10 protein-coding genes are annotated in these 14,543 nt (G+C 32.4%); 6 read left to right on the top strand and 4 right to left on the bottom strand.

The window, feature by feature from the left end; translation table 11 throughout:
- Positions 1-2: 2 nt before the first annotated feature.
- The 4 genes from U0D62_RS15370 to U0D62_RS15355 form a co-directional block, all read right to left on the bottom strand.
- Positions 3-1,460, bottom strand: coding sequence for a hypothetical protein (locus tag U0D62_RS15370; protein WP_322288192.1), 1,458 nt, complete (start codon positions 1,458-1,460; stop codon positions 3-5).
- 100 nt (positions 1,461-1,560) lie between these two features.
- Entirely contained in the window at positions 1,561-3,627 is a 2,067-nt protein-coding gene (gene metG, locus U0D62_RS15365) for a methionine--tRNA ligase (RefSeq protein WP_322288191.1), read from the bottom strand.
- A gap of 102 nt (positions 3,628-3,729) precedes the next feature.
- Positions 3,730-5,346 (bottom strand): DUF1501 domain-containing protein, encoded by a 1,617-nt coding sequence (locus U0D62_RS15360; protein WP_322288190.1) that lies wholly within the window; start codon positions 5,344-5,346, stop codon positions 3,730-3,732.
- Positions 5,347-5,354: 8 nt separating this feature from the next.
- Positions 5,355-6,878, bottom strand: coding sequence for a DUF1800 domain-containing protein (locus U0D62_RS15355; protein WP_322288189.1), 1,524 nt, complete (start codon positions 6,876-6,878; stop codon positions 5,355-5,357).
- Positions 6,879-6,985: 107 nt separating this feature from the next.
- Between U0D62_RS15355 and U0D62_RS15350 the strand changes: the two genes are divergently transcribed.
- The 6 genes from U0D62_RS15350 to U0D62_RS15325 all read left to right on the top strand — a co-directional run bounded on the left by U0D62_RS15350 (position 6,986) and on the right by U0D62_RS15325 (position 14,241).
- A complete protein-coding gene (locus tag U0D62_RS15350) occupies positions 6,986-7,882 on the top strand; it encodes a S66 peptidase family protein (protein WP_322288188.1) in 897 nt (298 codons plus the stop codon).
- A 3-nt stretch (positions 7,883-7,885) separates the two neighbouring features.
- A complete protein-coding gene (locus U0D62_RS15345) occupies positions 7,886-8,245 on the top strand; it encodes a YraN family protein (RefSeq protein WP_322288187.1) in 360 nt (119 codons plus the stop codon).
- Positions 8,246-8,339: 94 nt separating this feature from the next.
- On the top strand, positions 8,340-9,455 hold the full coding sequence (locus U0D62_RS15340) for a helix-turn-helix domain-containing protein (RefSeq protein WP_322288186.1): 1,116 nt from the start codon (positions 8,340-8,342) through the stop codon (positions 9,453-9,455).
- A 79-nt stretch (positions 9,456-9,534) separates the two neighbouring features.
- Positions 9,535-10,467 (top strand): SMP-30/gluconolactonase/LRE family protein, encoded by a 933-nt coding sequence (locus U0D62_RS15335; RefSeq protein WP_322288185.1) that lies wholly within the window; start codon positions 9,535-9,537, stop codon positions 10,465-10,467.
- A 183-nt stretch (positions 10,468-10,650) separates the two neighbouring features.
- A complete protein-coding gene (locus tag U0D62_RS15330) occupies positions 10,651-11,472 on the top strand; it encodes a helix-turn-helix domain-containing protein (RefSeq protein WP_322288184.1) in 822 nt (273 codons plus the stop codon).
- A 195-nt stretch (positions 11,473-11,667) separates the two neighbouring features.
- Entirely contained in the window at positions 11,668-14,241 is a 2,574-nt protein-coding gene (locus U0D62_RS15325; RefSeq protein WP_322288183.1) for a ligand-binding sensor domain-containing protein, read from the top strand.
- The last annotated feature ends 302 nt before the right edge of the window (positions 14,242-14,543 follow it).

The following is a 14,543-nucleotide window of genomic DNA, read 5'->3' as shown; positions in this document are numbered from 1 at the left end:
AATTATTCTTCGAATCGATATAGGTTATAAGTTCTAAGTTTCTTGTCAAAAAAACCGTAATGCAAAAGATCTTTATGCAAAAAAACAGTGACAGCTTCGGGTTCGTTTTTAAGGCTATCCTCAAAATCTGTAAGAAGATCATATTTGTTTTTTTGAATATCTCCTTCTAAATGATCAAAATTCTTGTCGAAAAGACAATTGATATATGTTGATTTGGTCGAGGTATATCCTCCATACCCATAATAAGTTGGGTTAAAACTTACGGATAACGCCCCAGAACTTCCTACAGTCCCGCCAAAACCTACACCTACCCCAAAATGTGAAACGCCGCCATTGTTAATTTCTTTGGTTCCACCGAGTATGACATTGTATTCATTATCAACCTTATATACCGAAATCCCTAAGTTAGAGGAAGATATTTTTCGTAAATATTTAGATGTTTTTTCCATTTCACGAATACGATTCTTTGAAAAATCTGAAAAAGCACCTCCTCCTTCTTGTATGATGGGAGAGTTTTTAAAAGTTATAGAATCTTCTTTAGTAATTGAGTACTCTTTGATTTTCTGTTTAGTTTCCAAATCTTTAATAGTAAACCTCATTTTTTTGCTGGAACTGGCAATTTGAAATATTTTATCATCAAAAATATAAGAATTGCTTTTTACAAACCCTTTTTCAGTGTTAGAAGGTTTTTCAATAGCTTTAAAAGTTAATTCAAATGTGTCCAGATTTACATAGAATAATTGAGTTTCTTTACCGCGATGATCAAAGCTTAGGATTAATTGATTATCTAATACGTATATTTTTGTTTTCTTAGATGTGGTTTCAATCACGTTTGGATTGCGCGGTTCTATTTTAGCAATATCATAATATGATAATGTGTTATAAGCAGTAAATATTGAACCATCAATAGAATTTTTATATTCTAACGACTTTAATGAAGAGGTGTTTTTAGATACTTCAAAATCTTCATTAAAAGTATAGATATTTAAATCAGAATTGTTTTTACTTACCGAGAGTATATAAATTTTATTTTGATAATTGATAGCATCTATAAACCATTCTTTTTTTAATTTGAAATCTAATGATTTAAGTGATGAGGTCTTATTTTTAAAGTTAAATGTTAGAATTTCGAATTTGGTCTTTCTATTGTTTGTAAAAAATAAGGAATAAACATCTTCCTGTACATTGTACCCTATTAGGTTTTGGTATTTAGAAAACCCATCAATGTATATTTTTGATTCTATATTATACTCTTTGTCTATCAAATAAGCTAGAAACTGCTGTTGCCCTTCTAGTAAAAGCATCAGTTCACCATTTACTTGATTAGGAAGGGTATAAGATTCTTTTACCCTAATGCCTGAATTTGATGAGAATTCAGACAATTCTAATACTTTTTCTTGAGCCTGAAGCGAAATAGTAAGACATACTATCCCAATAAATAATATAACTTGTTTTATCATCTTACTTTTTAGGTTAGTATCCTGAGTAATTAATTTGTTACCCAGAATTTTAGGATTTTTTTTACTAATTATCCTCTTGCCGCAACAATATACGCTAGCTTTAACTTACTACTGCTCCTGGGTTCACGTTATCCTCATCCGGGTTAAGAAAAACGATTTTTCCCTCTGGATTTTCTGTCATCAGGATCATACCTTCGCTTTCAACGCCTCGCAGTTTTCTAGGAGCTAAGTTTACTAATACAGTTACTTTTTTACCCACAATTTCTTCTGGTGTAAAATGTTCTGCAATACCTGAAACGATCGTTCTGGTATTAATACCCGTATCTACTTTTAAAACCAATAACTTTTTAGCCTTCGGCATTTTTTCTGCCTCTATGATAGTTCCGATTCTGATATCAAGTTTGGTAAAATCTTCAAAAGTAGCAGTGTCTTTTTGAGGTTCTACAGTTTTGTTTTCAGCTTCATTAGCTTTTTTAGTAGCTTCTAGCTTATCCAATTGTTTTTGAATATCCGCATCTTCGATCTTAGAAAATAGTAATTGACTCTTTTCTATTTTATGTCCGGCAGGAAGTAATACTTCTCTGTTTGCAATTTCATTCCAATTAGTTTGTGTATCCAATGTAGAATGTGCTAGTATAGATTTTAATTTATCACTGGTAAAAGGTAAAAAAGGTTCTGATAAAACTGCTAAAGCCGATGCTATTTGCAAAGCAACGTACATAATCGTCTTTACTCGATCCTCATCCGTTTTGATAAGCTTCCAAGGTTCTGCATCTGCAAGATATTTATTACCTAATCGAGAAACGTTTAATAATTCCTGACTTGCTTCCCTGAAACGATAACGCTCAATAGAACTACTGATAACAGAAGGATACGCTCTTAACTCTGTTAACGTTTGGATATCCACCTCAGAAAACTCTCCTGGCGCAGGTATCACACCATCATAATATTTATTAGTCAATACTACAACGCGATTTATAAAATTACCAAAATTGCCAACCAGCTCGTTATTATTTCTATCCTGAAAATCTTTCCAGGTAAAATCGTTGTCTTTGGTTTCTGGAGCGTTTGCTGTTAAGGCATATCTCAGTACATCTTGTTTTTCTGGAAATTCTTCTAAATACTCATGCAACCATACCGCCCAGTTTTTAGAGGTAGACAGTTTATTACCCTCAAGGTTTAAGAATTCATTGGCAGGAACATTTTCTGGAAGCACATAGCTACCTTCGGCTTTAAGCATACTTGGAAAAATGATACAATGAAAAACAATATTATCCTTACCAATAAAATGCACTAGTTTAGTGTCTTTGTCTTTCCAGTAAGGTTGCCAATCTTTTCCTTCTCTTGCCGCCCATTCTTTGGTAGAAGAGATGTAACCAATAGGGGCATCAAACCATACGTATAGTACTTTTCCTTCTGCTCCTTCAACTGGAACAGGAATTCCCCAATCGAGATCTCTGGTTACTGCACGAGGACGCAATCCATCATCTACCCAAGATTTTATCTGACCGTATACGTTGGTTTTCCAATCTTTTTTATGACCAACCAAAACCCATTCTTTTAAGAAATCTTCGTATTGATCTAACGGTAAAAACCAATGCTTTGTTTGCTTTAATGTAGGCTTAGCACCTGAGATAGTTGATTTTGGATTAATAAGATCTGTAGCATTCAAAGAACTACCACAATTTTCACATTGATCCCCGTATGCTTCTTCATTACCACATTTTGGACAGGTACCTGTAACAAAACGATCCGCTAAGAATTGATCTGCTTCAGGATCATATAATTGTTCTGAAGTTTCTTCTATAAACTTACCGTCTTCATATAGTTTTTTGAAAAACTCTGAAGCAGTTTCATGATGAATGGCTGCAGAGGTTCGTGAATAATTGTCAAAAGAGATACCAAAATCTTTAAAAGATTTTTTAATGATTGCGTGATACTTATCAATAATCACTTGTGGAGACACTCCTTCTTTTTTAGCACGCATAGGTATAGCAGCTCCATGCTCGTCACTTCCACAAATAAAAGCAACATCGTTTCCTGTAATTCTCAGATATCTTGAATAGATATCTGCAGGAACATAAACTCCTGCCAAATGTCCGATATGAATAGGCCCGTTAGTATAGGGTAAAGCTGCTGTAATGGTATATCTTCCTTGTGTGCTCATAAATGGGTGTAAAAATGAGGCACAAAGGTAATAAAGACTGGCAAAATATAAGTATAAGGGCAGATGTAATTATTCTTAATATACATCTACCCTTATTACTTTTTATGAGATAATTATTGATCTGCTATAGTTACCGCCACCTGTTTGGATCTGATATACATAAGGACCTGTACTTAATCTGTTATCTGCAGATTCTTTTACATTGATCACATGTTCTCCTTCCATCAGGATTTCATTACGTAGTGTTGCTACTTTTTGCCCAACTACATTATACAAACTAATGTCTACATGACCCGTCTGCGGAGTAGCAATATTAATATATGTTTGATTATCACTATAGGTAACAATATGAGTCACATTTTCTCCATCTGTAGGAAGATTAGGATTGGTACCCGAACAATTGAAACCGAGATCTAAGGATTCAAACGATTCTCCTAATAATGCTCTACTTACGGTTTCTTCATCTATACACATCCAATCTTTCATGATTGTAGCGTATACTTGTCTAAAATCCATAGTGTTTGTAACATTACCTCCTCTGGTAAGGGTATTCATATCAGGATGTTCTCCTACAAAACCATTTCCGTTAAGACCAGTACCAAAAAACATCATAGGTGCAGCCGTTCCATGGTCAGTACCTAATGATCCGTTTTCTGTAAATCTTCTACCAAATTCTGATATAGTAGTGGTAAGAACTCTATTATCCATTCCGGCTGCAGTAAGATCAGCATAGAAATTACTGATAGCCTCTGAGAACGAGTTTAGAAGTTCCTGATGTCTTTGTATCTGATTGTTATGAGTGTCAAATCCTCCTAGAGTTACTAAATATACTTTGGTACCCAGGTTTCCTTTGATTAATCTTGAAATGATACTTAACTGTCTTCCTAAACTATCATCCAGGTATCCTCCAAAATCAGAAGATCTTTCATAAGCAGCACTAATAACATCGGCATAGTTAAAAGTAGTATTAGTTGCTTCTCTAAGATATCGTACTTTATCATCATAGGTACAGTTTTCTAATCCATCAAGATTATAAAACGTTTCGTTTTCAATAATTTGAAGCAATCGTTGTGGGTTGGACACTGCAAATGAAAAGTCATTTTCAGGGCCTTTAAAGATCAAGTTACCGATACTTCCGATTTGTATAGATGGCGGACTGGCGGGTGGATTAAAAAAGTAATCAGGGTATATATCCTGAAAGTACCTTCCCATAAATCCTGTACGATCTTCTTCGACAAGATTGGTATTGGCGTAAATATCAGATCCTTTAAAATGAGAAAGAGAAGAATCTTCGTATCCAACACCGTGTACTACTCTCATTTTTCCATCACCCCAAACACCTTCAAGTTTATTCATAGGTTTGGGCATTGCAAATTCATCATCAAGTGTAATGAATTCACTAGGAGGGATACGTATTAATGGTCTTGCATTGGCATAAACATCATAGTCGTACACTGGTATAATGGTATTAAAACCATCATTACCACCTTGCAATCTTACAAGGATTAGAATATTATCTGTTTCGGCTTGACTAAGCGCTATAGATAGAGGAGAGGGTCGTGATACAGAAAGAGGAGTATTTGCTAACATCATAGATCCTCCTCCTGCCAGGCCAAGCGCCTGTAGAAAAGATCGCCGATTCCATTTCTTATGATCGTTAGTATTACAAGAACCGGGTTTATTTGATTTTGTATTTTTTGAGTGGTTTATTTCGCACATGATATGTCTTATTTAAGTTGGAATTCGGGGATATCTACAATGAAATCCAAAAGTGCAAGGAATTGATCCGACACTTGTGGATAACTAAGCCTCCAGATATTAGGATCTGTGGCGTCTGCTTCATAGTATGTGGGAGGAAAGAAATCTTTGAAAACACCTAGAATTTCGTTAAAAATTACAGGATCTTCAATTCCCCTTGGAAAAAAGTAATCTACGATTGCTTTTACCACAATATCCACATCTGTGCTTTGCATGTTGTTATCGAGATTTCCCTCGGCAGTAGTACCAATAGGTAACCCAACTACAAATTCTCTGAATTGTGTTTGATTTTCTTCCCAGGCTCTGCCGATTAAGAATCGTGCACTTTCCCAACGACCGATTAACAGGTCGGGACTTATCCAATCTTCATCACCTTGCCAACCTTCTACATCTATAGGGTTTAAAACTTCTTGTCCCAGAATTCTGGAACCATCAAGAATAAATTCTACAGTGTTTACTCCAGCAGGTAAGGTAAAGCCTAACTCATTATAGAATGAAATCAATAAATCGCAAGGACTTTTGATAATAGTACCAATAGCATTTTCATCAAAGAAATGCTGACTTTTAAATAGTTGTCTTAGTACAGGAGCTATTTCATAGTTATTTGTGATAAATGTCTGAACCATTTGCGCAACAATAGCATCGTTACATGATGGACTTACAAAATAAGTATATAGCTTACCGCAAATAAAAGTAGCTAGTTCTGTTGATCTTTGATCAAATAATATATTAATGACATCGTCATAACCCCAGTTTCCAGATTGACCAAAGATAGTTTTACTATCGTTACTAAACTGAGAAGGGTTAAAGGTAATAGGTCCCCAGGCAACATCATTAGTTTCTACCCATCCTGTCAATGCTTTTGCAGTTTCTTGAATGTCATCTTCATTATAACCATTATCTACTCCTAAAGTAAATAACTCATATAATTCTCGGGCATAATTTTCATTAGGTCTATCACGTATGTTTTCATCACCATTTAGATATACTAACATGGCAGATGTTAAACCAACTTCACGTACAAAGTCTCTAAAATTACCAAGGGCATGAAATTGTAATAAACTATAATATTGGTATTGATATGCAGGACTTCTATACACATCATCTTCGGTAACAAAATGATTACTCCAAAATAAGGTCATTCGATCCCGTACTTTGTTCTGGATCAGGTCACCGATCATTTGTTCTTTCCATTCCTGGCGGTAAAAACCGACAGTGTTGTCTTCGTTGGCATTTTCTGCGGCTTCGAATTGATCCCTATTCCAGAATCCCCAAAGAGGTGCAGGTGTGGCGTTAAGAGCGATAGCATTGTCAATAAGCGAATCTACAAGAGCAGCAGGGCTTAAGGATAAAGCAGAGAGAACCTCAGATTTGGAGGCACCAAATCCGATTCTACGATACAAATGATGTATTCGATGAACATTCCAGGGATTCTCTGCCGTAGGGACATACTCGTCTAATGTGGCCAGATTACAATTAGTATCAGTCATCATAGGCAAAACGTTTAGTAAGTGTAGTTTAGGGATAAATTACATACAATATAATAGTTTAGAACGAAAGTATTTGTTAATTAGTATCCTTAAATAGAAAAAATTAACGAATGTTTAAGCCTGGATTCCTAAAAGAAGGAAGTAAAATTGCCATTGTTTCTACCGCAAGGAAAATTAGTTTACGAGAAATTGCTGAAACAATCAGTATAATTAAAGCCTGGGGATTGGTTCCTGTTATTGGTAAAACTATTGGATTAGATCATAATCAATTTGCTGGTACAGATGAAGAAAGAAGATCAGATTTTCAAGACAAGTTAGATGATCCGGATATTGATGCCATATGGTGTGCAAGAGGAGGATATGGAACGGTTAGAATTGTTGATATGCTCGATTTTTCAGGCTTTTTGAAAAAGCCAAAATGGATTATTGGATATTCTGATGTTACTGTATTACACGCCCATATTCATAAATTACAAATAGCTACGCTACATGCTCCCATGCCAATAGATTTTCATAAAGGAACAACAGCTTCTCAGAAATCTTTTAAAGAGATTATTTTTGGAAACAAAATATCGTATAGTTTTTCTTCTTCTGAAGAAAATAAAATTGGAAACTGTTCTGGACAATTGATTGGAGGAAATTTGTCGATCTTGTATTCCCTTTGTGGTTCTCTATCTTCTATAGATACTACGGGCAAAATTTTATGTATAGAAGATCTGGATGAATATTTGTATCATATTGATAGAATGTTACAAAATTTAAAACGTAATGGTTATTTTGATAAGTTATCAGGATTAATCGTTGGAGGGATGACCAAAATGCACGACAACAATATTCCTTTTGGTAGAAAGGCAGAAGAAATTATTTTAGATATCGTTGCTGATTATGATTTTCCTGTAGTTTTTAACTTCCCAATGGGACATATCGAAGATAATAGAACATTGATGTTAGGCGCAGAAGTATCATTGACTGTTACTAAAAAGATGGCGCAACTTGAGTATATATAATGTATGGCAGAGCATAATAAACTTGGAAAAGAAGGGGAAAAACTGGCAGTAGACTTTTTACTTAAAAAAGGGTATGATATTTTAGAAAAAAATTATCGATACCTGAAATCCGAAATAGATATTATTGCTCAAAAAGGTGATTTGGTCGTGGCTGTCGAGGTAAAAACCCGAAGTACTCCTGAGTTTGGGGATCCTCATGAATTTGTAAAACCAAAACAAATACAATCTTTAGTAAAAGCGATTGATCATTATATTGTAGAGAATGACCTGGATGTAGAAGTCCGTTTTGATATTATCGCAATTATCAAAAATAAACTAGGAATAAAGATAGAACATCTAGAAGATGCATTTTATCATTTTTAAATTAATGATAAACCTTGTAGCGTACGAATTGATCCAATCGGTCGAAAAAAAGAGTATCTTCAATTAATTTTATAGTCTAATCAATTATCGGTACATGGAACCTTTTGAATTTATAGATCTTATTCTTTTTTTAGGAATTAGTCAAGGGATTTTTTTGGCGATTACATTACAGATTATAAAAAACAAAAACAAGACTGCAAACCGAATTCTAGGGATTATTTTATTATTGGCTTCATTCATGCTTTTGGGGAGAATGTTGTTTTTAAAATATATTACAGTAAGGCTATTTCAAGTAAGCATCCTTGTTGATTCGATTATCTTTATTTTTGGGCCATTATGCTTAATGTATTTAAGAAGATTAGCATATGCCGGAAATAAAAACTTCAAACTCCAATGGTTTCATTATCTACCAGTAATAATTCATCTTTTGTTTTTTGGATATGTAATTTCTTTAAGCCAAGATGAATTTGTACTAAAACTAAATGACAAACATTTTTCTACTCCTTTTTTATTGATAGAAGGATTAGGAGTAATTTCTAATATTTATTATTGGACAATTAATACAAGGTTGATTCTATGGTATAGCAAAGAGGAAAAACAAAATATCTCGTATAAACAAAACTTAACTTTTTTTCTAAAGTTTTTTCAAATATCAGTAGGTCTGTTTCTAGCATTATGGGTACTTAGTTTTGTGTCTGTTAACTTTTTTAATCGCTCTTTGTATCCCATTGGTTATAACTGGGTTTGGATAGGGATATCTGTTTTTATTTTTGTTATTGGGTATTACAGTTTAAAAGAACCAGAATTGTTTAGAATCCCAATACAAATGAAAAGTAAAGACATTAATCGTCTTCCTGAAAGTGAGATTTTTTCATTAGGTAACCGGTTAAAGTATATTATGGAAAAGGAAAAACTGTTTCTGCAATCTGATTTAACCTTAAGAGATTTGTCAGAAAAATTAGATACTTCTACTCATAATATATCATGGTATTTAAATAAGGTACTACATAGTAGTTTTTATGATTATATTAATCATTACCGAATTAAGGAGTTTCTTCAGAAAATAGAAAATAACGAACATGCGTATCATACAATTCTTGCCATTGCTATGGATGTAGGGTTTAATTCTAAATCTACTTTTAATAAAGCTTTTAAGCAAGAGATGAATGATACTCCAAGCAACTATATCAAGCAGTTAAAAATTGCTTGAAATAGGTATGAGTTTATCCAGGCAGTCGATTTTTAGGTAATGCTCTAATACTTTAGAGCAAAACTTAAAATCACGAAAAATGAAAAACTTTATTCAACAATTTACGACAAACGTATCCCTTGTTTTTGTTTTAGTAATAACAGTAATCGTATCAATTTCTTGTCATGGAGATGGCTTTGATCCCGAATTTGAAGTAGAAACTATCGTTTCTGATTTTTCTGGAAATGATGCTGTTTCTGTTGATCGTCGGGGCAATATATATGTTTCAGAGTATGGTCAATTTACAAATACAGGAGGCAATGGCACAAGAGTTTTAAAGGTGTCTCAAGACGGAGATCTAACAGAATTTCTTACTGATTTAACTGGGCCATTAGGAAATGCTTTTGATAATCAAGGCAATTTTTATGTAAATGATGCAAACAATACTGTATCAGGAAATGTAGTTAAAATCACTCCTGATGGTACACGTACTATTTTGGCTACCATAGATGGATGGCCAACAGGAATGACTCTGGATCGTAATAACAACATTTATGTATCTAATTTTCTTTCACCTACTGTACATAAAATCACACAGGATGGTGAGGTGACTGTCTATGCAACAGATCCAAGATTAACAGGAGGTGTAGGAATTGATTTTGATCGTCAGGGGAATTTGATCGTAGGTAATTTTTCTACCGCGGATATTGTGTCGATTGATAAAAATGGTAGTGTCTCTTTAATAGCTAATATCCCAGACATTGTAATAAATGGTTTTGGAATAGGATATATAACCGTGGTTGGTAATTCAATATTTGCTACAGGCATTGCTGTAAATAAAATATTTAAAGTTTCTCTGGATGGAGAAATAAAGGTTTTTGCAGGAACCGGAGAAGCCGCTGTTATAGATGGACTTGTTCTGGAAGCATCATTTAATGGCCCTAACGGAATAACCTCAGATAAATATGGCAAAGCAATTTATGTATCAGAATTTGGAGGAACAGGTGCATTGAGGAAAATTAAGCTTCGATAGAACTTAAACATAAATAATACAAGAATAAAAGCTGGAATATCCTTATTCCGGCTTTTACTTTTTTGGGTAACAAAAAGACTTTTCCAGAACTACCAGATAATTGACTATACGCGTGAATGCAGACAAGAACTTGATTGTCTCTAAATGTTCAGGAATTATTCTAATTAAAAAACCTAATTAAATATGAGTACGCAAGTATATACGATACCACCAAATAATGATCTAAAAAATATAGTTAAGAGTTTTTTTGTGATGGAGCATTCTGAAACCAAAAGCCAAAAGCAATATCTTTTACCAGATGGTTTGCCCTCCTTTTTTTATTTATCTGTTTCAGAAGATGTTCAGGCTCATTTTTTTGAAACAAAACAAGAGTTTAGTCTTAAAAGCGGACTTTATGTTGGATATGCAAATACTTTGGTTAAGCTGCAACATCAAAAAATGAAAGTTATCGGAGTTTCTGTGTTTCCGTTTTATATGAGTATCCTTCTCAGGACTTCTCTAACAGAAATAATGAACAAATTTGTGCCGGTAGAGAATCTAATCGAAACAGATGTTGAACTAAGTACCTTAAAAAACACCACATCAAATAATCCAGACGATTTAATAAAGCTAATTGAAGAATTTATTTTATTAAGAATAGCTCAAAACCCTATTAGGAAAGAAATATTAGGAGTCTATGAGTTAATATTAAAATCTAAAGGAAACGAAGTTAACTTAAATGACATAGCAGATGGTACAGGATATTCTGCTCGTTATATTAATAAACTTTTCAAGAAATACCTGGGGATGTCACCAAAACAGTTTATCAAACTGGCCAGATTTAATTATGGGTTGAAACTTATTGGAGAGTTAAATAGTGATAGTAACCTTACTCAGGTAGCATTAGAACTAGGATATTATGATCAAGCTCATTTCATTAAAGATTTTAAAAATGTAAGTGGTAAAACGCCCAAAGAGTTACTTTCTGAGAGGGAATCTTTACATAAAAACTTCAGCTTATATTAATTTTTTAATCAGTTCCGATTTTTACAATTTTTATTTTTCAAAACGATTTAATTTTAGAGGAATCAAATTTACCAATATTAAATCAATGACTGCTAAGGTATTTATGATTTGCATAATAAACTTAATTTTTGGGTAACAAAAAGAGAGGTACTGATACTAACTGATACTGGTTTGTAAAAATCAATTTAGAACCATATGAGTAAAACCAATATTTTATTAATTTTTATTATCTGGTCATATGCTTGTTTGGCACAAGATCATATCTATAAAAATTTTACAACAAATGATGGTTTAAGTAGCTCAGAAGTATATGACATAACACAAGATAAAAATGGATTTTTGTGGTTTGCGACAGATCGGGGTTTAACGCGTTATGATGGTTATAATTTTAAAAAATATACGGTTAGAGATGGATTAACAGATATTGTTGTTTTTAATTTTTATGAACAGCCAGATGGAAAAATTTGGTGTTCAACATTTAATAAAAAACTATTTTACTATGATCCGGATAAAGATCAGTTCATTGCATACAAATACAATCATTTGTTAGAGAATATTCCTATTGGGTTTACAATCAATAATATATATGTAGGTGATCACGGTAGCTTTTTTATCACGTTTAAAAGATTATTGGGTTATTTAGAAATAGATAACTTGGGTGAAGTGAATAATCAAACTAGTAGAGTATATGTACCTCCAACTATTAAAGCCAGTATAAACCCCAAATGTTATAGTTTTACTTTTGATTCTGAAAAAGTAACTGAATCAAATACTTCAGATTATATTATTAAAAAACCTTCTTTCAATTTAAGTTTTGGATATTTTGATACATTTTATAGTACTGATCGTAATCTTTTGACAATTATTTCTCAAAGAGAAATTTATATTATTAATACAAAAGACGCGTCTGAAAAACATATCATAAGTAAAAAAAACATTCTTATCTCAGGAAAATATGATGATGATCATTTTTGGGTAGGATTACAACATGGAGGTGTCAAGATCTATGATTATTATGGAAATTTAACAGATCATTTTCTAAAAGATAAATCAGTAACAAAAATCTTAAAAGATCACGAAGGAGGTTTATGGATAAGTACTATAGATTCTGGAGTCTTTTATGCAAAATACCCACAAGTATTAATACATGATTTACACATTAAAGGAGAAAACAAACATGCATATCGTTTAACTAAAAATAATAAAAATGAATTGTATGTAAGTTATCATAATGGAGAGGTATATAAGAGAAGTAAAAATCAATTTCAATTGATATGGAAATCACCTGATAATTATAAATCTGAGGTTCAGTATTATAGCAAGGATAATCGTTTGATCATTCAATCAGCGCATAATAACTGGGAAGAAGGTAAAGGTTTAACAAATAATATAGGACACGGCGGAATGTTATCTGATAATCGTGATGCTATACCTGTTACCGGAAAGAGCATTTTTTCACAATTGTTACCAGGTAAACGAATTAAAACGCGTACCAGAGTTTCAAAAAGAGTACATGATATAGAATACTCTGCTGAAGGATATTATTTAGCAACTTTTTCTGGGTTATACGAATATAGGAACGATTCTGTGTATGATGTAAGAAAGACCAATTCTTTGTTATCATACAGGATGGATGATATCGATAAATACAAAGAAAGATATTATATAGCTAGTTTGGGAGCAGGGCTTATTGTTAAAGATAAGGATACTGTTTATGCTATTAATCAGTCTAATGGACTCAATAGTGATTTAACAACACAAGTTCATATAGAAAATGAACATGAAATTTATTTAGCCACCAATAGTGGTTTTAGTAAAATAACATATTCAGATGATCATCAAAACTATATTGTTTCCAGATTTTCAACCTCCAATGGATTACCAAGTAATGAAGTCAATGATATAGAGGTGATTGGCGATACTTTGTGGGTTGCTACCAAAAATGGTTTATGTTCCTTGCCAAAGTCAATTATAGAACCTGTATATAATTCTGTAAAAAATGATTGGTTACGTATAAAAACAGTCAAGATTAATGATAAGATTATTGATGATCATCAAGTTCTGAGATATTTAAAATATTTCCAAAATTCTGTTACGATTGGTTTTAGTGCAATTTCTTTTAAAAATAAAAATCAAACATTATATAGATATCGGTTGCTGGAAATAGAACCAGAATGGAATCTTACAAAAAACAGAGAAATTCGATATCCGGATTTGAAGCCAGGTCAGTATACTTTTGAGGTACAAACAAAAGGAGCAAATAAAAATTGGAATTTAAAAAGTACATATCTAGAGATAACTATCACTCCTCCTCTTTGGAATACCTGGTGGTTTTATGTATTACTAACAATAAGTATACTTTTAATTATATATAGTTTTTTTAAGTTTCGGATTCTGTTATATAACAAGGATATTATAAGAGAGTTACTGCGTTTTGTACTTAAAAAAATAAAAGGAGAAAAGCATTATATAACGATTAAAGAATCTAATACAGAAATTAAATTAAATACCTCTCAAATCAATTATATAAAATCTTCAGGAAATTATTTAGAAATTTATACTACCAAAAAGATGTATTTGATACGTGGTAAAATAAGTGATTTTCAAGAACAGTTACCTGATATGCTAGAATATATTCGGATTCATAGATCTTATTTAATTCGAATTGAAAAAGTACAGCAGAAAAATCATAAAACGCTCCAAATAAATGGTGAAACAATCCCTGTAGGAAAAACATATAAACAGAACCTGGATAAGATTATATTTTAATAGTTGTACTTTTTAAAAAACTTACCTCCTAATTCCATATTATTTCCACGAATCAAAAATGTATACATAAATCTTTTTCAAAGATTATATACTGAGTCAATTTTACTTCTCAACATTGTTTTTCAATCCAAAAAATTATAATAATTAATTCGATTGAGCAGAAGGTTTTTTAAAACTAACGCTGGAAATATTTAAAAAATTATGAATGGCGAACAAGAAGAATTATGCATAATTCTAATAGGGAGAAAATCACCCTCTTCCGTTTGTCACATTATAAGATACGTTCGTCACAAACCCCATAT

The organism is Aquimarina callyspongiae (assembly GCF_034322225.1).
Lineage (GTDB): Bacteria > Bacteroidota > Bacteroidia > Flavobacteriales > Flavobacteriaceae > Aquimarina.
Note: the sequence above shows the minus strand (reverse complement) of the source record. Positions and strands in the feature narration are given on the sequence as shown.

Bases quoted from the DNA above. Each gene is read 5' to 3' on its own strand.
- U0D62_RS15370 (WP_322288192.1), bottom strand. From the start codon at position 1,460: ATGATAAAACAAGTTATATTATTTATTGGGATAGTATGTCTTACTATT.
- metG (WP_322288191.1), bottom strand. From the start codon at position 3,627: ATGAGCACACAAGGAAGATATACCATTACAGCAGCTTTACCCTATACT.
- U0D62_RS15360 (WP_322288190.1), bottom strand. From the start codon at position 5,346: ATGTGCGAAATAAACCACTCAAAAAATACAAAATCAAATAAACCCGGT.
- U0D62_RS15355 (WP_322288189.1), bottom strand. From the start codon at position 6,878: ATGATGACTGATACTAATTGTAATCTGGCCACATTAGACGAGTATGTC.
- U0D62_RS15350 (WP_322288188.1), top strand. From the start codon at position 6,986: ATGTTTAAGCCTGGATTCCTAAAAGAAGGAAGTAAAATTGCCATTGTT.
- U0D62_RS15345 (WP_322288187.1), top strand. From the start codon at position 7,886: ATGGCAGAGCATAATAAACTTGGAAAAGAAGGGGAAAAACTGGCAGTA.
- U0D62_RS15340 (WP_322288186.1), top strand. From the start codon at position 8,340: ATGGAACCTTTTGAATTTATAGATCTTATTCTTTTTTTAGGAATTAGT.
- U0D62_RS15335 (WP_322288185.1), top strand. From the start codon at position 9,535: ATGAAAAACTTTATTCAACAATTTACGACAAACGTATCCCTTGTTTTT.
- U0D62_RS15330 (WP_322288184.1), top strand. From the start codon at position 10,651: ATGAGTACGCAAGTATATACGATACCACCAAATAATGATCTAAAAAAT.
- U0D62_RS15325 (WP_322288183.1), top strand. From the start codon at position 11,668: ATGAGTAAAACCAATATTTTATTAATTTTTATTATCTGGTCATATGCT.